This is a genomic window from Streptomyces sp. Qhu_M48, assembly GCF_051305195.1.
In the GTDB taxonomy this organism is placed as follows: domain Bacteria; phylum Actinomycetota; class Actinomycetes; order Streptomycetales; family Streptomycetaceae; genus Streptomyces.
Genome location: NZ_CP195432.1, coordinates 686,182 through 704,218, shown reverse-complemented (window position 1 = coordinate 704,218; position 18,037 = coordinate 686,182). Strand labels below are relative to the sequence as shown.

Annotated in this window: 16 protein-coding genes; 4 read left to right on the top strand and 12 right to left on the bottom strand. The window is 72.0% G+C overall.

From position 1 onward, the window contains the following. Positions 1-37: 37 nt before the first annotated feature. Positions 38-571, bottom strand: a complete 534-nt coding sequence (locus ACRRSS_RS03530; protein WP_435969755.1) for an acyl-CoA thioesterase — start codon at positions 569-571, stop codon at positions 38-40. 130 nt (positions 572-701) lie between these two features. On the opposite strand from ACRRSS_RS03530, the gene ACRRSS_RS03525 reads away from it, so the two are divergent. Further along, a complete protein-coding gene (locus ACRRSS_RS03525) occupies positions 702-1,967 on the top strand; it encodes an LCP family protein (RefSeq protein WP_435969754.1) in 1,266 nt (421 codons plus the stop codon). A gap of 87 nt (positions 1,968-2,054) precedes the next feature. Here the strand turns inward: ACRRSS_RS03525 and ACRRSS_RS03520 are convergent, their stop codons facing one another. After that, complete coding sequence (locus ACRRSS_RS03520; protein WP_435969753.1) at positions 2,055-3,242, bottom strand: acyl-CoA dehydrogenase family protein; 1,188 nt, start codon at positions 3,240-3,242, stop codon at positions 2,055-2,057. Between the two features lie 126 nt (positions 3,243-3,368). Here ACRRSS_RS03520 and ACRRSS_RS03515 point away from each other — a divergent pair, with 126 nt between their 5' ends. Continuing rightward, positions 3,369-4,694 (top strand): UDP-glucose dehydrogenase family protein, encoded by a 1,326-nt coding sequence (locus tag ACRRSS_RS03515; RefSeq protein ID WP_435969752.1) that lies wholly within the window; start codon positions 3,369-3,371, stop codon positions 4,692-4,694. A gap of 47 nt (positions 4,695-4,741) precedes the next feature. On the opposite strand, the gene ACRRSS_RS03510 is transcribed toward ACRRSS_RS03515, so the two are convergent. The 4 genes from ACRRSS_RS03510 to ACRRSS_RS03495 form a co-directional block, all read right to left on the bottom strand. Continuing rightward, positions 4,742-5,668, bottom strand: coding sequence for a membrane dipeptidase (locus ACRRSS_RS03510; protein WP_435969751.1), 927 nt, complete (start codon positions 5,666-5,668; stop codon positions 4,742-4,744). 184 nt (positions 5,669-5,852) lie between these two features. Beyond that, a complete protein-coding gene (locus ACRRSS_RS03505) occupies positions 5,853-7,064 on the bottom strand; it encodes a dipeptidase (RefSeq protein WP_351910584.1) in 1,212 nt (403 codons plus the stop codon). Continuing rightward, on the bottom strand, positions 7,061-7,558 hold the full coding sequence (gene purE / locus ACRRSS_RS03500) for a 5-(carboxyamino)imidazole ribonucleotide mutase (RefSeq protein WP_435975241.1): 498 nt from the start codon (positions 7,556-7,558) through the stop codon (positions 7,061-7,063). The genes ACRRSS_RS03505 and purE overlap by 4 nt, the downstream gene beginning before the upstream one ends. Before the next feature lie 47 nt (positions 7,559-7,605). After that, positions 7,606-8,745: a 5-(carboxyamino)imidazole ribonucleotide synthase gene (locus tag ACRRSS_RS03495; protein ID WP_435969750.1), complete on the bottom strand. Its 1,140-nt coding sequence runs from the start codon at positions 8,743-8,745 to the stop codon at positions 7,606-7,608. Positions 8,746-8,933: 188 nt separating this feature from the next. Here ACRRSS_RS03495 and ACRRSS_RS03490 point away from each other — a divergent pair, with 188 nt between their 5' ends. After that, positions 8,934-9,449, top strand: a complete 516-nt coding sequence (locus tag ACRRSS_RS03490) for a GtrA family protein (RefSeq protein ID WP_435969749.1) — start codon at positions 8,934-8,936, stop codon at positions 9,447-9,449. A gap of 172 nt (positions 9,450-9,621) precedes the next feature. Here the strand turns inward: ACRRSS_RS03490 and ACRRSS_RS03485 are convergent, their stop codons facing one another. Both ACRRSS_RS03485 and ACRRSS_RS03480 read right to left on the bottom strand, forming a co-directional pair. After that, positions 9,622-10,893, bottom strand: a complete 1,272-nt coding sequence (locus ACRRSS_RS03485; RefSeq protein ID WP_435969748.1) for an ATP-binding protein — start codon at positions 10,891-10,893, stop codon at positions 9,622-9,624. 96 nt (positions 10,894-10,989) lie between these two features. Continuing rightward, complete coding sequence (locus ACRRSS_RS03480) at positions 10,990-11,667, bottom strand: response regulator transcription factor (protein ID WP_435969747.1); 678 nt, start codon at positions 11,665-11,667, stop codon at positions 10,990-10,992. A 430-nt stretch (positions 11,668-12,097) separates the two neighbouring features. On the opposite strand from ACRRSS_RS03480, the gene ACRRSS_RS03475 reads away from it, so the two are divergent. Further along, positions 12,098-13,618, top strand: a complete 1,521-nt coding sequence (locus ACRRSS_RS03475; protein ID WP_435969746.1) for a peptide MFS transporter — start codon at positions 12,098-12,100, stop codon at positions 13,616-13,618. Between the two features lie 95 nt (positions 13,619-13,713). Here the strand turns inward: ACRRSS_RS03475 and ACRRSS_RS03470 are convergent, their stop codons facing one another. The 4 genes from ACRRSS_RS03470 to ACRRSS_RS03455 are packed head-to-tail and all read right to left on the bottom strand — an operon-like array spanning position 13,714 to position 17,772. Next, entirely contained in the window at positions 13,714-15,171 is a 1,458-nt protein-coding gene (locus ACRRSS_RS03470) for a hypothetical protein (protein WP_435969745.1), read from the bottom strand. A 14-nt stretch (positions 15,172-15,185) separates the two neighbouring features. Beyond that, entirely contained in the window at positions 15,186-16,268 is a 1,083-nt protein-coding gene (locus ACRRSS_RS03465; protein WP_435969744.1) for a hypothetical protein, read from the bottom strand. Beyond that, on the bottom strand, positions 16,265-17,089 hold the full coding sequence (locus ACRRSS_RS03460; RefSeq protein WP_435969743.1) for a COG1470 family protein: 825 nt from the start codon (positions 17,087-17,089) through the stop codon (positions 16,265-16,267). Before ACRRSS_RS03460 ends, ACRRSS_RS03465 begins: the two co-directional genes overlap by 4 nt. Next, the gene (locus tag ACRRSS_RS03455; protein WP_435975240.1) at positions 17,089-17,772 is read right to left on the bottom strand and encodes a peptidase; all 684 of its coding nucleotides are present in this window, start codon (positions 17,770-17,772) and stop codon (positions 17,089-17,091) included. The genes ACRRSS_RS03460 and ACRRSS_RS03455 overlap by 1 nt, the downstream gene beginning before the upstream one ends. Positions 17,773-18,037: the final 265 nt, after the last annotated feature.

Here is an 18,037-nt window from a genome sequence, read left to right as displayed (position 1 = left end):
CGCGGGCCCCGGGCCCCTCGGTGGGGGCCCGGGTCGGTCAGTCCTGGTAGCCCTCCGCCACCCGGCGTTCGCGGAGTTCCTTGATGGCCTGGCGGCGGGCCAGGCGGTGGGTGCGGCGGATCTGGGCCTCCTGGTGGCGGCGCTTGTCCTTCTCCGTCTCCGGGACGACCTGCGGGACCGGGCGCGGCTTGCCGTCCGCGTCGACGGCCGCGAAGACCAGGTACGCGGAGCCGACCTGTGTCGCGGGCGTGGACTCGTTCCAGCGCTCCGCCATGACCCGTACGCCGACCTCCATGGAGGACCGGCCGGTCCAGTTGACCTGGGCCTTCACGTGCAGCAGGTCCCCGACCCTGACCGGCTCCAGGAAGACCATCTCGTCCATCGAGGCGGTGACCGCCGGGCCGCCCGAGTGCCGGCCCGCGACGGCGCCGGCCGCGTCGTCGACCAGCTTCATGATCACGCCGCCGTGCACCGTACCCAGGAGGTTGGTGTCGTGGCTGGTCATGATGTGGCTGAGGGTGGTGCGGGAGGCGGAGGTGGGCTTTCCCGGGATATCGCCCTGATCTGTCATGCCCTCCACCATATGCCGGGTCCTGTCGCCGTCGCCGTTCGGTCCGCTTTGCATCAGCTTGGCAACAGCACCGGTCCGATGTTCCACCCGGACTGTCGCCCGTAAAGCCCTGCCCGGCACACTGGTCCGCATGAATGACTGGCCCGAAGACGGCGGCTACGGCCGTGGCAACGCGAACCCCCGGCCCGAGGGTCCTCGCCGGATGAGCCATGTGCAGCGCCCGCAGGTTCCGCAGCAGCCGCCCCGCCAGGCGCAGGGCCAGGGCTACAACCCGGACTTCACGCAGGCACAGGGGTCGGGTTACGACTCCGGTTACAGCTCGGGCCAGGTCTACGGCGGCCCTCAGGGCGGCGGGAACGGCACCGTGCCGCCGCAGTACTCCCCGGGCCCCGGCTCCGGCGGCCCCGGCCGTCCCGCCCCGGACTGGCGCAAGCGGATCAAGGTCGGCTCGATCGTCCTCGTCGTCGGCGTCCTCGCCTGGGGCATCGGCACCTACGCCTGGGCGAGCTCCCAGATGCGCAACGAGGTCGACCTCTCCAAGGTCATCGAGCGGCCGGCCGAGGGCGACTGCACGACGTACCTGATCGTCGGCTCGGACAGCCGTGAGGGCATGTCCGCCGAGGAGAAGAAGAAGCTGCACACGGGCTCCGCCGAGGGCAAGCGGACCGACTCGATGATGATCCTCGCGGCCTGCTCCAGCGGGAACACGATGGTCTCGCTCCCCCGTGACTCCTGGGTGACGATCCCGAGCTTCGTCGGCTCCGAGTCGGGCAAGTCGTACCCGGCCCGTGGCGGCTCCAAGCTGAACGCGGCGTACGCGATGGACGGTCCCGAGCTGCTCGTGCGGACCGTGGAGTTCAACACCGGGCTGCGCATCGACCACTACGCGGAGATCGGCTTCGCCGGCTTCGCGAACATCGTGGACGCGCTCGGCGGCGTCGAGCTGAAGATCGACAAGGGCTTCAAGGACAAGAAGTCCGGCGCCGACTTCCAGGCCGGCACGCAGACCCTCGACGGCGAGCAGGCCCTGGCCTTCGTCCGGACCCGGTACGCCTTCGCCGAGTCGGACCTGGCGCGGACGAAGAACCAGCAGAAGTTCCTCTCCGCCCTGGCCAACCAGGCGGCGACGCCGGGCACGATCCTCAACCCGTTCGCGCTGTACCCGACGCTGGGCGCCGGTCTGGACACGCTGGTCGTGGACAAGGACATGTCGCTGTACGACCTCGGGAAGATGTTCTTCGCCATGAAGGGCATCAGCGGCGGCGACGGCAAGTCCATGAACATCCCGATCGCGGGCAAGGCGCCGCAGAACTCGCTGAAGTGGGACATGCCGAAGGTGAAGCAGCTGGTCGAGCAGATCAAGAACGACGAGAAGGTCACCGTCGAGTCGCGCTGACCGCCGGACGTACGGACGAGAGGGCGCCTTCCCGGTGGGGAGGGCGCCCTCTCTCCTGTACGAGGAAGGGGGCGCGGGCCCTGTGTCCTACGGGAGGTTGCGGGCCATGACGATGCGCTGGACCTGGTTGGTGCCTTCGTAGATCTGGGTGATCTTGGCGTCGCGCATCATGCGCTCGACGGGGTAGTCGCGGGTGTAGCCGTAGCCGCCGAGGAGCTGGACGGCGTCGACGGTGACCTCCATGGCGATGTCGGAGGCGAAGCACTTGGCGGCGGCGCCGAAGAAGGTGAGGTCCTGCTTGTCGGCTCCGGCGGAGACGCGTTCGGAGCGGGCGGCGGCGGCGTAGGTGAGCTGGCGGGCGGCTTCGAGCTTCATGGCCATGTCGGCGAGCATGAACTGGACGCCCTGGAAGTCGGCGATGGGCTTGCCGAACTGCTTGCGTTCCTGGACGTAGCCCTTGGCGTAGTCGAGGGCGCCCTGGGCGATGCCGACGGCCTGGGCGGCGATGGTGACGCGGGTGTGGTCGAGGGTCTTCATGGCGGTGGCGAAGCCGGTGCCCTCGGCGCCGATCATGCGGCTCGCGGGGATGCGGACGTTGTCGAGGTAGACCTCGCGGGTGGGGGAGCCCTTGATGCCGAGCTTCTTCTCCGGGGCGCCGAAGGAGACGCCTTCGTCGGACTTCTCCACGACGAAGGCGGAGATGCCCCGGGAGCGCTTGTCGGGGTCGGTGACGGCCATCACGGTGTAGTACTCCGAGACGCCGGCGTTGGTGATCCAGCGCTTGACGCCGTTGAGGACCCAGAAGTCGCCGTCGCGCACCGCGCGGGTCTTCATGCCGGCGGCGTCGGAGCCGGCGTCGGGCTCGGACAGGGCGTAGGAGAACATCGCGTCGCCCTTGGCGAGCGGGCCGAGGTAGCGGTGCTTGAGCTCCTCGGAGCCGGACAGGATCACCGGGAGCGAGCCCAGCTTGTTGACGGCGGGGATCAGCGAGGAGGAGCCGCACGCGCGGGCGACCTCCTCGATCACGATCACCGTCGCGAGGGCGTCCGCGCCCGCGCCGCCGTAGGCCTCGGGGACGTGCACGGCGTGCAGGTCGTTGGCGACCAGCGCGTCCAGGGCCTCCTGCGGGAAACGGCCCTCCTCGTCCACCGCCGCGGCGAACGGCGCGATCTTCGCCTCCGCGAGAGCACGGACCGACTCCCGGAGCATGTCGTGCTCCTCGGAGGGCCGGTACAGGTCGAAATCAGCAGATGTCTCGTTCTTCGTCGACGCCACCGTCAGTCACTCCCACGCTTGCTAACTACCGTTAAGTAACCCAAAGGGTAGGGCGTGCCCCAGCCTCCGACCAGTGCACGACTATGCTCGGGCGGGCATTCCGCCCGACGTTCACTGGAGACCCGCATGGCCCTGAAGATCACCGTGATCGGTACCGGCTACCTCGGCGCCACCCACGCCGCGGCCATGGCGGAACTCGGCTTCGAGGTCCTGGGGCTCGACGTCGTCCCCGAGAAGATCGAGTTGCTGTCCTCCGGCCGGGTCCCGATGTACGAACCGGGCCTGGAGGAACTCCTCGCGAAGCACGTCGCCGGCATCGAGGGATCGAGCGGGCGGCTGCGCTTCACGACCTCCTGGGAGGAGGTCGGCGCCTTCGGCGACGTCCACTTCGTCTGCGTGAACACCCCGCAGAAGCACGGCGAGTACGCCTGTGACATGAGCTACGTGGACGCCGCCTTCACCTCCCTCGCCGGGGTCGTACGCGAAGGGGCCCTGGTCGTCGGCAAGTCGACCGTGCCCGTCGGTTCGGCCGAGCGGCTCGCTGGCGTGCTGCCGGAGGGCGTCGAGCTCGCCTGGAACCCCGAGTTCCTGCGGGAGGGCTTCGCCGTGCGGGACACCCTGAGCCCGGACCGGATCGTCGTCGGCGTCCGGGGCGAGCGGGCCGAGAAGATGCTGCGCGAGGTGTACGCCGTCCCGGTCGGCGCGGGCTCGCCGTTCGTGGTGACCGACTTCCCGACGGCCGAGCTGGTCAAGACGGCCGCGAACTCCTTCCTCGCCACGAAGATCTCCTTCATCAACGCGATGGCCGAGGTCTGCGAGGCCGCCGGCGGCGACGTCGCCAAGCTGGCCGAGGCCATCGGCCACGACGACCGGATCGGCGCCAAGTTCCTGCGGGCCGGCATCGGCTTCGGCGGCGGCTGCCTGCCCAAGGACATCCGCGCCTTCATGGCCCGCGCCGGTGAGCTGGGCGCCGACCAGGCTCTGACCTTCCTGCGCGAGATCGACTCGATCAACATGCGGCGGCGCGGCCAGATGGTGGAGATGACACGGGAGGTCCTCGGCGGGAACTCCTTCCTCGGCCGCCGGGTCGCCGTCCTCGGCGCCACCTTCAAGCCCGACTCGGACGACGTCCGCGACTCCCCCGCCCTGAACGTGGCCGGCCAGATACACCTCCAGGGCGGCCAGGTGACCGTCTACGACCCGAAGGGCATGGACAACGCCCGGCGCGTCTTCCCGACCCTGGGATACGCGGACTCGGCGCGCGAGGCGCTGCGCGGCGCGGACGTGGTGCTGCACCTGACCGAGTGGCGCGAGTTCCGTGAGCTCGACCCGGCGGAGCTCGCCGAGGTGGTCTCCTCGCCGGTGATCCTCGACGGCCGCAACGCGCTGGACGCGGAGCGCTGGCGGGCGGCCGGCTGGACGTACCGGGCGATGGGAAGGCCGCGTGCCTGAGCCGCGGGCGTAGGGGGCAGGGGGCGCCTTCCGGCGCCCCCTGGTGGTCAGGCCGCCGCCGGCCTGATGCGGTTCGTCCGCGCCAGGAACTCCGTCTCCCGCAGCGCCCGCGTCAGGTTGCCGTGCGCGAGGCCGACCAGCTCCTGGGCCGGCCAGTCCCGGCGGAGCAGCTCCGCGAAGAGCGGGACGTGGCCGAGGGCCGGGGCGGTGGTGTGGGAGACGCCGACACAGTGCGGGCCGGCCTCCGCCCGCACCCGGTCGAGGACGTCGGCGACGGCGGCCGGGTCGTCGGTCACCGTGACCATGAGGACGGCGCCGTTCTCCCCGAGGAGGCCGAGGACGTCGTCGGGGAGGCCCTCCGGGGCCGCCCGGGTCAGCAGGGCGGGGGCGCGGGTGACCGCGAGGGTGCGGCGGACCGTGTCCTGGTCGGCGCCGGAGAGGTCCACGGCCAGGCCGATGCGGTTCATCTCCCGTACCGCCTCGCGGGCGAAGCGGTCGAAGCGGGTGAGGTTCACGGCCCGTACGCCCAGGGCGTGGTAGGCCCGCAGGGTGGCGGCGCTGCCGCCGAGCGCGGTCCAGCTGACCGGGCCGAGCAGAGCGGCGACGCGGCCGCAGTTGCGGGCGTGGGCCATCTCGGAGGTGGTGTGCGCGAGGCGCAGGTCCTCCGGGCAGGCGGCGACGAGCGCGCGGACGGCGTCGATGCGCCGCAGGGTCCCGACGACCCCCTCGTCGGTGTCGACGTGGAGCGACCAGAACTGGGCTCCGGCCTCCGCAGCCCGGACGGGCGGGAGGTCCTCGGGGTCGAGGGACCGGGGCAGTTCGGTGTGTCCCTCGGTGACGGGCTGGGCGGCCAGGATGGCGCGGGCGCGGGAGGTCTCGTCGAGCGGCGGGGGCGGCTCGGGAGGGACTGGCTCGCCGGTGGCGGCAGCGGGGACGGTGGAGAGGTGGGGATGGTCGTCTAGCAGGTCCGCCATGGTCTTACTCCAACTCGGTGATGCAGTACCGCCCCGCGAATGCGGCGGGGCAGTACCGTCCACCGTGCCACCGGCCCCGTGCGGGGGCGCGGCGGGCTACGCCGTCCGGGTGAGGCGCGCGGCCCCGTGCGGGGCGCGGCGGAGTACGCCGTCCGGTGCGGCGCGCGCGGGCCCGTACGGGTCTTCAGGCCCCCGGGGAGACCGGGGAGTCCAGCGTCTCGATCGTCGCGTTCGACGGCGCCGTACGGCCCGTCAGATCGCGCGAGACCGCCTCCGCGTCGCGGAGCGCGCGGACCGCGTTGGACCAGGTCAGCTTGGCGAGGTCCGGGTGCGACCAGCCGCGGTGCAGGAGCTCCGCGATCAGGTTGGGGTAGCCGGCGACGTCGTCGAGCCCGGCCGGGGTGAAGGCCGTGCCGTCGTAGTCCCCGCCGATGCCGATGTGGTCGATGCCGGCGGCCTCGCGCATGTGGTCGAGGTGGTCGGCGACCGTGGCCGCGGTGGCGATCGGGCGCGGGTTCTCCGCCTCGAAGGCCCGGTGCAGCTTCATCGCCTCGGCGGTGGTGTCGAGGTGGTGGAAGCCGTGCGCCCGCAGGTTCTCGTCGGCCCGCGCGGTCCAGTCGACGGCGGCGGGGAGGATGAACTTGGGCACGAAGGTGGCCATGGCGACGCCGCCGTTGGCGGGGAGCCGCTCCAGGACGTCGTCCGGCACGTTCCTCGGGTGGTCGCAGACCGCCAGGGCCGAGGAGTGCGAGAAGATCACCGGCGCCGCGGAGGCGTCGAGCGCGTCCCGCATGGTGGTGGCGGCGACGTGCGAGAGGTCCACCAGCATGCCGCAGCGGTTCATCTCGCGGACGACCTGCCGGCCGAAGGCGGAGAGCCCGCCGACGCCGGGCGCGTCGGTCGCCGAGTCCGCCCAGTCGTTGTTGTCGTTGTGGGTGAGCGTCATGTAGCGCACGCCGAGGGTGTGCAGGGCGCGCAGGGTGGCGAGGGAGTTGTTGATCGAGTGGCCGCCCTCTGCGCCCTTGAGGGAGGCGATGCGGCCCTCCGCGCGGGCCGCCTCCATGGCGTCCGCCGTCAGGGCGGGGGCGAGGTCGCCCGCGTACCGCGCCAGGAGCTGGTCGACGATGTCGATCTGCTCCAGGGTGGCGCTGACCGCGTTGTCGCCGGTCAGCTCGCAGGGCACGTACACCGACCAGAACTGGGCGCCGACGCCGCCCGCCCGCAGCCGGGCGAGGTCGGTGTGGAGCGCGCCGGTCTGGTCCGCGCCGATGTCCATGCGGTCCAGGTCGTAGCGGACGTGCTCGCGCAGCGCCCACGGCAGGTCGTTGTGACCGTCCACGACGGGGTGGGCGGCGAGCAGGTCGCGTGCCTCGGCGAGACGCTCGGCGGCGCTCACCTGGCGAAGCCGAAGGACTCGGCGCCCTCGACCTTGGCCCGCAGCCGCTGGCCCTTCTCGGTCGCCTGGTCGTTCAGCTCCTGCTGGAACCCACGCATCCGGCCGAGCAGCTCGGGGTCGTGCGCGGCGAGGATCCGGGCCGCGAGGAGGCCCGCGTTGCGGGCGCCGCCGACGGAGACCGTGGCGACGGGCACACCGGCGGGCATCTGCACGATGGAGAGCAGCGAGTCCATGCCGTCGAGGTACTTCAGCGGCACCGGCACGCCGATGACGGGGAGCGGCGTGACGGAGGCGAGCATGCCGGGCAGGTGGGCGGCGCCGCCCGCGCCCGCGATGATCGTCCTGAGGCCGCGGCCCGCGGCCTCCTCGCCGTACGCGATCATCTCGCGGGGCATCCGGTGGGCGGAGACGACGTCGACCTCGTACGGGATCCCGAACTCGTCCAGGGCCTGCGCGGCGGCCTCCATGACGGGCCAGTCGGAGTCGGATCCCATGACGATGCCGACGACGGGGGCGGTGGCGGTGGCGGGGCTCGTGCTGCTCACTCGGTGATCGTTCCTCGCAGGTAGCCGGCGGCGTGACGGGCGCGCTCCAGCACGTCGTCCAGGTCGTCGCCGTAGGTGTTGACGTGTCCCACCTTGCGGCCGGGCTTCACGTCCTTGCCGTACATGTGGATCTTGAGCTGGGGGTCCCTGGCCATGCAGTGCAGGTACGCGGAGTACATGTCCGGGTAGTCGCCGCCCAGGACGTTGCACATCACGGTCCACGGCGCGCGCGGGCGCGGGTCGCCGAGGGGCAGGTCGAGGACCGCGCGGACGTGGTTGGCGAACTGCGAGGTGATCGCGCCGTCCTGGGTCCAGTGGCCGGAGTTGTGCGGGCGCATCGCCAGTTCGTTGACGAGGATGCGGCCGTCCGTGGTCTGGAAGAGCTCGACGGCGAGGTGGCCGACGACCCCCAGCTCCTTGGCGATCCGCAGCGCCAGCTCCTGCGCCTGGCCGGCGAGCTCGTCGTCGAGGTCCGGCGCGGGCGCGATCACCGTGTCGCAGACCCCGTCGACCTGACGGGACTCGACCACCGGGTAGGCGACGGCCTGGCCGTGCGGGGAGCGGACGATGTTCGCGGCGAGCTCGCGCGCGAAGTCGACCTTCTCCTCGGCGAGGACCGGGACGCCGGCGCGGAAGGGGTCGCGGGCGTCCTCGGGCGTACGGACGAACCAGACGCCCTTGCCGTCGTAGCCGCCGCGCACGGTCTTGAGGATGATCGGGTAGCCCCCGACCTCGGCGGCGAAGGCCGCCGCGTCCTCGGGGTCCGCCACGATGCGGTGCCGGGGGCTCGGCACGCCGATCTCGTCGAGCTTCGCGCGCATCACCCCCTTGTCCTGGGCGTGCACCAGCGCGTCGGGCCCCGGGCGGACGGGGATGCCGTCCGCTTCCAGGGCCCGCAGATGCTCGGTGGGGACGTGCTCGTGATCGAAGGTGATCACGTCACATCCGCGCGCGAAGTCACGCAGCGTAGCCAGGTCGCGATAGTCGCCGATGACGACCTCGCTCACCACCTGGGCCGCCGAGTCCTGCGGGGTGTCACTGAGGAGCTTGAACCTGATGCCGAGGGGGATGCCCGCCTCGTGGGTCATACGGGCGAGCTGACCGCCACCGACCATGCCGACTACCGGAAACGTCACCCTCTTAGGGTATCCGCACCATCCGGGAACACTCGTCCGGCTGTCGTTTGCCACAAGGACACCGCAGGTGGGGGCCGGGTTCTCGGATGGTTTACGTGCTACCCGGGCGGGTGACAGGTCGCCTGGTTAGCATGGTTGGGTTGACGTCGCCCGGACGTCATCCGGACGGACGGGACAGAGCCATCACCATGAGTGAACCCGGCGCGCTGCGCACGCGACTCGACCGGCTCGTCCGGGAGGTCGCCAAGTTCGGGGTAGTGGGCGGTCTGGGCGTCCTGGTCAACCTCGGCGTCTTCAACCTGGTCCGCGGCACCACGGACATCCCGATGGTCCGGGCCAGCCTGATCGCCACGGTGGTCGCGATCGCCTTCAACTACGTGGGGTTCCGTTACTTCACGTACAGCGACCGGGACAAGTCCGGCCGCACGAAGGAGATGTCGCTCTTCCTGCTGTTCAGCATCGTCGGCATGATCATCGAGAACGGCATCCTCTACGCGGCGACGTACGGCTTCGGCTGGGACGGCCCGCTGGCCAGCAACGTCTTCAAGTTCTTCGGGATCGGGGTCGGGACGCTGTTCCGCTTCTGGTCCTACCGCAGCTGGGTCTTCCGCACGCTCCCCGCGAAGGAGGCGGTGCAGACCGCCGAATCGTTCCTGGAGCAGGCCCCGCGGCAGGCGACCCGCCGCCAGCCCGACCGCGTCTGAGTTCGGGGCCGCTTCCGGCCCCCGTCCGTGCCAGAGCCCCCGGCCCCGCCGGGGGCTCTGGCACGTCCCGGGGCTCTGGCACGTCCTGGGGCTCTGGCACGTCCTGGGGCTCTGGCACGTCCTGGGGCCGTAGTGCGTCACCGTACGGGGCGCTCCGACCGGGGCGGGCGCGTCACCGTACGGGGCGCTCCGACGGCTCGTCCGAGAGGCTCCTGACCTCGCGGCTCAGGAAGAGCGCGAAGACCGGCGGCTGCTGCTGGAGCAGCTCCAGGCGGCCGCCGTCCGCCTCCGCGAGGTCGCGGGCGACCGCGAGGCCGATGCCCGTGGAGCTGCGGCCGCTGACCGCCCGCTCGAAGATCCGCGCGCCGAGGTCGGCCGGGACGCCCGGGCCCTCGTCGGTGACCTCGATCACCGACTGGTTGCCGGTGACCCGGGTCCGCAGGGCGACCGTGCCGCCGCCGTGCATGAGCGAGTTCTCGATCAGGGCCGCGAGGACCTGGGCGACCGCGCCCGGGGTGCCGACGGCCCGCATCCCCTGCTTGCCCGAGTGGACGATGGCCCGCCCCGCGCTGCGGTAGGCCGGCCGCCACTCCTCGATCTGCTGCTTGACGACCTCGTCGAGGTCGAAGGCGACGGCGGAGCCGGTCCGGGGGTCGCGGGAGTTCGTCAGCAGCCGCTCGACGACGTCGGTGAGCCGCTCGACCTGGGTGAGCGCGATCGTCGCCTCCTCCCTGACCGAGTCCAGGTCGTCGGCGAGGGCGACCTCCTCCAGCCGCATGGAGAGGGCCGTGAGGGGCGTACGGAGCTGGTGCGAGGCGTCGGCCGCGAGCCGGCGCTCGGCGGTGAGCATCCGGGCGATCCGCTCGGCGGAGGCGTCCAGGACGTCGGCGACCCGGTCCAGCTCGGGGACCCCGTACCGCTTGTGCCGGGGGCGCGGGTCGCCGGAGCCGAGGCGCTCGGCGGTCTCGGCGAGGTCGGTGAGCGGGGACGTGAGCTTGTTGGCCTGCCGTACGGCGAGGAGGACGGCGGCGATGACGGCGAGCAGCGCCACCGCGCCGATGATCATCAGGGTGCGGCCGACCTCGGCGGTGACGGCCGAGCGGGACTCCTCCACGACGACGGTCTCGCCGCGCTCGCCCTCGGCGACGCCGCGGGTGACGTTCCCCTCGGGGCGGGTGCCGATCTCGATCGTGTCGCGGCCGGGGATGTGGATCTGCGCGTACCGCTTGGCGCCGCTCTGCTGGGAGAGGATGTCCGGGTTGACCGGTTCACCGCCGATGAGACGGCTGTCGACGATGGAGACGATCCGCAGCGCCTCCAGGTCCACGCTCTCCTGGGCGCTGCTGGAGATCGTGCGGGTCTCGACGATGACGAGGGAGACGCCGAAGACGGCGATGACGACGAGCACCACGGCGAGCGTGGAGTTGATGAGACGGCGGCGCACGGTGACTCTCGTTCTCTCCTGGGGCCGGCTCTGCCCGAAGCGGCCGCGTGGGCTCTGCCCGGGGGACCCGCGTCGGCTCTGCCCGAAGCGGCCGCGTCAGCTCTTCTCGAAGCGGAAGCCGACGCCTCGGACGGTGGCGATGTAGCGCGGGTTCGCCGCGTCGTCACCGAGCTTCTTGCGCAGCCAGGAGATGTGCATGTCGAGGGTCTTGGTGGAGGACCACCAGGTGGTGTCCCAGACCTCGCGCATCAGCTGGTCGCGGGTGACGACCCGGCCGGCGTCCCGGACCAGGACGCGGAGGAGGTCGAACTCCTTCGCCGTGAGCTGGAGCTCCTCGTCGCCCATCCAGGCGCGGTGCGACTCGACGTCGATCCGCACGCCGTGGGTCGAGGGGGCGACGGCGGGCTCGGTGGAGCCGCGCCGGAGCAGGGCCCGGACCCGGGCGAGGAGTTCGGCGAGCCGGAAGGGCTTGGTGACGTAGTCGTCGGCGCCCGCGTCGAGTCCGACGACGGTGTCGACCTCGTCGGCCCGCGCGGTGAGCACCAGGATCGGGACCGCGTGGCCCTCGGCGCGCAGCCGCCGGGCGACCTCGAGGCCGTCCATGCCGGGCAGGCCCAGGTCGAGCACGACCAGGTCCACTCCGCCCTGGAGTCCGGCGTCGAGGGCGGTGGGGCCGTCCTCGCGGACCTCGACCTCGTACCCCTCTCTCCGCAGGGCGCGGGCCAGCGGTTCCGAGATGGAGGCGTCGTCCTCGGCGAGCAGTACACGGGTCATGGGGTGATGGTAGTCCGCACGGGTGGGCGACCGGGGCATGATCCGAGTGCATGGAGTGACCCCTGGGGATCTTGCGGGTATCGCGCGCATGACCTTCGAATACGCTTCCGTGGTTGCAATTTCACCTGTGATCCATCTCTCAAGTCCTTCCATATCCGCCACTGTCGTGTCGTATGGTGGCGAGACGTCTGACGCGGTAATCGGGGACCTTTGGCCAGCTTCGCGGGCCAAGGTCCTCTTTCTGCGTGAGGTCGGCCCAGCCGACCCTTGAGGACAGTGAATGACCTGTGGGCCGGGTTCCGGGACGCGAAGACGCGTATCCCGGGGCGTGGATCCCGGCGGGCTCCGACCAAGGATCCGCCGGTGCCGGCCTCCCCCACCGGGCGCTCCACGCTCACAAGGCGCGCGTCCCGACAGAGCAAGGATCGACATGGCGTCCAGCCTGACGACGGCTTCCGCCGGAACCCCCGGTTCCGAGAAGACGTTCTTCGGCCACCCCCGCGGCCTGGCCACCCTCTTCATGACCGAGATGTGGGAGCGCTTCTCCTACTACGGCATGCGGGCACTTCTCGTTCTGTACCTGGTCTCCGGCGGCGCGGACGCCGCGACCGGCAGCCAGGGTGGCGGCCTCGCCATGACCGCGGCGACGGCGACGGCGATCTACTCCGTCTACGTGTCGATGGTCTACCTGATGGCCATGCCGGGCGGCTGGTTCGGCGACCGCGTCTGGGGCGCCCGCAAGACCGTCACCATCGCCGCCTTCGTGATCATGGCGGGCCACGCCTCGCTCGCGCTCCCCGGCCAGGCGATGTTCTTCGTCGGCCTGGCGCTGGTCGCCGCCGGCTCGGGTCTCCTCAAGGCCAACATCTCCACGATGGTCGGCCACCTCTACGACGGCCCGGACGACCCGCGCCGTGACGGTGGCTTCACCCTCTTCTACGTCGGCATCAACCTCGGTGCCTTCGTGGCGCCGTTCGTGGTCGGCACCGTCGGCGAGAAGGTCAACTGGCACCTCGGCTTCGCGCTCGCCGCGCTGGGCATGGGTCTGGGCCTGGTCCAGTTCCTCATGGGCACCAAGAGCCTCAGCCCGAAGAGCAACATCGTCCCGAACCCGCTCTCCCCCGAGGAGCGCAAGGGCATCCTGGTCAAGGCCACCCTGGTCACCGTCCTCGTCGCCGCCTTCTACGGCGTCGTGGTGGCCCTGGGCATGTACACCCTGAACTGGGCGCTGGTCCCGATCACCCTCGCGGGTCTGATCATCCCGGTCGCCGTCCTGGTCCGCATCAAGCGCGACAAGGACCTCGACAAGACCGAGCAGTCGAAGATGACCGGCTACATCTGGTTCTTCGTCGCCGCCGCCGTCTTCTGGATGATCTACGACCAGGGTGGCTCGACGCTGTCGCTCTTCGCGGACGACAAGACCGCGGACACCGTCTTCGGCTTCGGCTTCCCGGCCACCTGGTACCAGTCGCTGAACCCGCTCTTCGTGATGGCGCTCGCCCCGGTCTTCGCGTGGCTGTGGCTGTGGCTGGCCCGCAAGAACCAGGAGCCGAACACCATCGTGAAGTTCGCGATGGGTCTGGTCCTCGTCGGCGCGTCCTTCTTCGTCTTCATCGTCCCGATGAACATGGCGGGCGGCGGCGACAAGGTCTCCCCGATGTGGCTGGTCTCGATCTACATGATCCAGACCATCGGTGAGCTCTGCCTCTCCCCGGTCGGCCTCTCCGTCACGACGAAGATGGCGCCGCAGAAGTACGCGTCCCAGATGATGGGTGTCTGGTTCCTCGCCGTCACCGCGGGCGACTGCACCACGGGTCTGCTCTCGCTGGCCGGTGTCGACCTCAACGGCACGGGGATCATCGCCATGGAGGCCTCGTTGGCCGTCCTGGCCGGCTTCGCGATCTACATGTACCGCAAGAAGGTCCAGGGGCTCATGGGCGGCGTCCACTGACCCCTGCACCACGGGCCTGCCTCACGGGCCTGGCGTACGCACGGAGGGCCGCCGCACCGCATCGGTGCGGCGGCCCTCCGCCGTCTCCCGGAGCGTCAGCGCCTCAGCCGCGCCCACGGGGTGAAGGTGAACACAGCGCCGCCGAGGAGGATCACCGTTCCCGCGACGAGGGCGAGGGCGCGCAGGGCGCCGTCGGCCTCGGCGCCGGTCTCGGCGAGGTTCCCGCCGTCGGAGCCGCCGGAACCGCTCGCGCCGCCGGAGCCCGTCGTGCCCGTGCCGCCGTCGGAGCCGCCCGACGCGCCCCCGGCCTGCTTGCTCGTGTCCAGTTCGAGGGAGACGTCGGCAGCGCCCTTGACCTGGCACGGGATCTGCATCTCGGAGCTGCCGAGCGTCACCGTGATGGTGAGCGTCCCGGGGCTGAGGGTCGACTTGCCGGTCGCGCCGGGCTTGTACGTGCCCTTCATGTCCGGCAGGTTCACCGGGTCGCCCAGCTTCAGGTCGGTGGGGTTCGGAGGGCCGGTGACCTTCACCGTGCCGCTGTCGGCTCCGCCGATCCTCACGGCCATGGAGCCCTTGAGCGCCCCCTTGGGAAGGGCCGCGGGGCTGTTCATGACGCCCTTGGCGGTCTTCACGGTGAGCTCGTAGGAGGCGCCGTTCTTCTTGGCGTCGATGGTCACCTTGCCGTTGATGGCGTCGGGGCCGGGGGCCTGGCAGCCGAAGGCGACCGCCACCTCCTTGCCCGGGAAGTCGGTCCGGCCGCCCGAGCCGCCGCCGGAGCCGGAGGATCCGCCCGAGGCGGAGCCGGAGCCCGAACCGGAGGATCCTCCGGTGCCGCCGGAGGAGGAGGTCGCGGAGCCGCCGGTGTTGTTCGAGCCTCCGCCGGTGGCGCCCCCGGTGGCCGTGGAACCGCCGGACGACGCCGTACCGCCGGAGGTCGTGGTCGTACCGCCCGACGTCGTGGTCGTACCACCGGACGTCGTCGTACCGCCGGAGGTCGTGGTCGTACCGCCGGAGCTCGTGCCTCCCTCCGCCGTCACCTTGATCGTCGCGGCGACCGGCACCGTCTCCTTGGGCGCGCACTTCGTGTCCGTCGACAGCGGCTTGGACACGTTGATCGTGTACTTGTCGGGCGTGAGGGTGATCTCGCCCGCCTTGTCCAGCTTCAGCTTCCCCTTCATCTCGGGCAGCGGCATCGGACTGTTCTTGGGGACCGGCGGGTTCTGCCGCGGTCCCTCCATCGCGACGGTGCCGGTCGCCGCGCCGCCCAGGGTGAGGACGCCGGTCGGCTTGACCGTGTTCGCTCCGAGGTCGAGCACGTCGGGGTTCTTCGACGCGGCCTGGACCGTCTTCCACACGATCTCGACCTCGTCGCCGACCGTGGCCTCCGCCGGTGCGGTGATCAGCACCTTCGTCGTGCCCTGCACGGGCGGAAGTCCGGAGATGGACGGCGGGATGCACTCCGTCCTGTACGAGACCTCGGCGGCCTGGGCGGGGCCGGCGGAAATCAGGATCCCCGCGCCGCCGAGCATCAGCGCGACTCCGGCCGCGCTCATCCTCCGTTGCGTACTCACGCATGTCCCTTCGTCGTCGGGCTGCTCTCTGGGGCTGACGGTGCGGAGTCAGGACTGAACCACGGCAGGACCGCGGTCGGTTCGTCGTCCCCCGGGTCCCGCCGGGCGGGCTCGGGGGCACGGGTGCGCAGACGGGCCAGGGGGCGGGGCCGCGGCCCCGGTGCCGGTCCCCGTCGGGGTCCTCGTCCGGCGGGGCCCGTCGCCGGGCGGGTGCGGTCCACCACGGCCATGCCGATCCGGAAGAGCGCCGCCGGCACGACGATCGCTAGCAGCAGCCAGAAGAGCGTCACGCCCCACGGCCGGCCGACCCCCCACGGCTGCTCGACCAGGACCTTGCCCGCGTACCGCACGGAGACCTGGTAGTCGCCGTGCGCGCCCGCGCTGAGTTCGACGGGAAGCCGGACGAGGGCCTTCCCGCCGGGTTGGACGGTGCCGCGCCACCGGCGCTCCTCGTACCGCGGCGCGAAGACGCCGTGGCTGGTGCCGACCTGGAAGACGGGGTCCTTGACGGGGCCCGAGCCGAGGTTGCCGACGGTGAAGACGATCTCCCGGGAGGGCGGTGCCCCGAACCAGGTCAGCAGCGAGCCGGAGCCGTCGAGGCGTACGGCGGCGAGGACGGCGAGCCGTCCGTCGCCGGAGGCCTCGGGGAGCGGGGCGGTGGGGTGGCCGGCGACGGTGAACTCCCGGTCCACGGCGTCCTGCTGACCGGTGACCCCGGCCACGTGCACGACGCAGGGGCAGGGCTTGGGCGGCTCGGCGACCGGGAGCTTCGCGCTGAACCCGCCCCTGGCGTCGACGGTGGCGGCCCTGCCCTCGGTGTTGGCGCAGGAGTTGGTGCCGCCGATGACGCCCTTGCCGGGGGCGGCCTGGCCGCAGATCAGGAGCATGAGCAGCGCGCCCGGTTTCCAGCCACTGCCGCTGACGGTGATCTCGCCGCCCTTGCCGCCCTCCGCCCGCGAGAGTTCGACGGCGGGGCCGGGGGCCGCCGCCGTGGGGGCGGCGGGCAGCAGGCCGAGGGCGAGCGCGCAGAGCAGGGCCGCGGCCGCGCGCGCCCACCTCGTCGTCCCGTGTCGTGTCATGGTGTCGCTCCCCCCGGGGCTCGCTGCGTACGGGACCTCGCGCGCCACCGCAGCGCGTGTCCGCAGCCGGCCGCCGCCGCCAGGAGCAGGCCGGCCGCCGCGGTGAGCGCCGGGCCGGAGGCGAAGGAGGCCTCGGCCCGGCCGGTGGCGGGTGCGGCGCCCGGAGCGGTGGCGGTGAGCCGGACGGTGACGGAGTCGAGGGCGGGCGGGTCGGGCCAGGGTTCGGTCCGGGTGGCCCGCTCGCCGGGCCCGAGGGTGAGCGGCAGGGGGCGGCCCGGCCGGTCGAGGAGGGTGCCGAGGACCCCCTCGGCGTGGACCGCGAGGTGCGGGGCGAGGACCGTGGTGCCCCGGTTGACCAGGGTGTACCTGAGGGCGCCGGTCGCGGTGTCGAGGTGGACGTCCTCGACGGTGAGGGCGGCGAGCCTCGGGCCGCTGACCCTGAGTCGCAGGTCGACGCGGACCTCGCGGCCGGCCGCCGTGGCCCGTACCGCTCCCCGGTGTTCGCCGGGCGGGGTGTCGGCGGTGAGGGTCACGGCGAAGGGCACGTCCGCCCGGGTCCTGGCGGGCACGGTCACGGTTGGCGCGGCGAAGGAGACGGGCGCGCCCTGTCCGCTGAGCCGCACGGTGAGCGGCTTCGTTCCCGGGTTGGTGACCGACAGGGTGTCCTGGAGGACGCTGCCCGCGGGGCCCTCCAGATAGGCGTACGGCCGTCCGGCGGCGGGCGCCGCCGTCCAGCCCTGGGCGCCGGGGGGCGCCGCCGCGACCGCGCCGAGGAGGGCGGTCGCGGCGGCCAGGAGCCCGGTGCGCGCCGCCGCCCGCATCAGCGTGCCGTGCGCCGCGTGAGCCAGAGGACTCCGGCGGCGCCGGTCAGCAGGACGGTGCCGCCGAGGGTGCCGAGGGCGACGGCGGAGTCGAGCGGGCCGGTCCTGGGCAGTTCGGCGGGCGGGGTCTCCTCGCCGCCGGAGGACGGCGGCGGGGTGTCGGAGCCGCCGGAGACGCCGGTCACCTCCAGCGCGAGGGCGGGCCCGGGGTTGTTCTTCGGGGTGCAGACGGCCGCGTCCATGCCGAGGGCGTGGACGGTGAGCGTTCCCGCCGTGAAGGTGACCTTGCCGTTCTTCTTCGGGGTGTACGTGCCGGTGAGGGTGCCGATCTTGATGGGGGTGTCGGGCGGGATGGCGGCCGTGTTCGGGGTCCCCTTGACCTTGACGGTGCCCGAGTCGGCGCCGCCGAGGACGAGTTCGGCGCGCGGGGTCATGACGCCCTTGGGGAGTTCGACGGGGCTGTCGGAGACCCCCTTCTCGAACGACATGGTGATCGTGTACGCGCTGCCGTCCCTGACGGCCTTGATGTCGACGGGCGAGACGGCGCCCTTGGGGCCGATCTTCGTCTCGCAGGCGTAGTTCACGTCGACGACGGCCGCCTGGGCGGCCGGGGCGGCGGCCAGGACGACCGCGCCCGTCACCGCGGCCGCGAGCGCGGCGGCCGTTCTCCTCCGGTCGGTCACCTTGGACACCCCGAACACCCCTCACCGCGACATAACTGACGGTCTTTCAGATTGGGCGTCAAGGTACGCCTGAGCCCTTGCGGAGGGAAGAAGAGGGACGGTGAAAGTCCTGGGACGACTCCGGCACCGCCCCGCGCGGGCGCGGCGAGCGGGGCGCGAGGGCGCGGAGAAGCGGCGGCGAGGGCGCGGCGAGCGGGCCTCGAAGGTGAGGGTCAGCGGGCCGCGAGGGCGCGGCGAGCGGGCCGCGAACGTGCGGCGAGCGCTT

Excerpts from the sequence above, each read along its gene's own strand:
- ACRRSS_RS03465 (WP_435969744.1), bottom strand. The coding sequence starts at position 16,268 with ATGACACGACACGGGACGACGAGGTGGGCGCGCGCGGCCGCGGCCCTG.
- ACRRSS_RS03475 (WP_435969746.1), top strand. The coding sequence starts at position 12,098 with ATGGCGTCCAGCCTGACGACGGCTTCCGCCGGAACCCCCGGTTCCGAG.
- ACRRSS_RS03470 (WP_435969745.1), bottom strand. The coding sequence starts at position 15,171 with ATGAGCGCGGCCGGAGTCGCGCTGATGCTCGGCGGCGCGGGGATCCTG.
- ACRRSS_RS03525 (WP_435969754.1), top strand. The coding sequence starts at position 702 with ATGAATGACTGGCCCGAAGACGGCGGCTACGGCCGTGGCAACGCGAAC.
- ACRRSS_RS03515 (WP_435969752.1), top strand. The coding sequence starts at position 3,369 with ATGGCCCTGAAGATCACCGTGATCGGTACCGGCTACCTCGGCGCCACC.
- ACRRSS_RS03530 (WP_435969755.1), bottom strand. The coding sequence starts at position 571 with ATGACAGATCAGGGCGATATCCCGGGAAAGCCCACCTCCGCCTCCCGC.
- ACRRSS_RS03460 (WP_435969743.1), bottom strand. The coding sequence starts at position 17,089 with ATGCGGGCGGCGGCGCGCACCGGGCTCCTGGCCGCCGCGACCGCCCTC.
- ACRRSS_RS03490 (WP_435969749.1), top strand. The coding sequence starts at position 8,934 with ATGAGTGAACCCGGCGCGCTGCGCACGCGACTCGACCGGCTCGTCCGG.
- purE (WP_435975241.1), bottom strand. The coding sequence starts at position 7,558 with ATGGGATCCGACTCCGACTGGCCCGTCATGGAGGCCGCCGCGCAGGCC.
- ACRRSS_RS03480 (WP_435969747.1), bottom strand. The coding sequence starts at position 11,667 with ATGACCCGTGTACTGCTCGCCGAGGACGACGCCTCCATCTCGGAACCG.
- ACRRSS_RS03510 (WP_435969751.1), bottom strand. The coding sequence starts at position 5,668 with ATGGCGGACCTGCTAGACGACCATCCCCACCTCTCCACCGTCCCCGCT.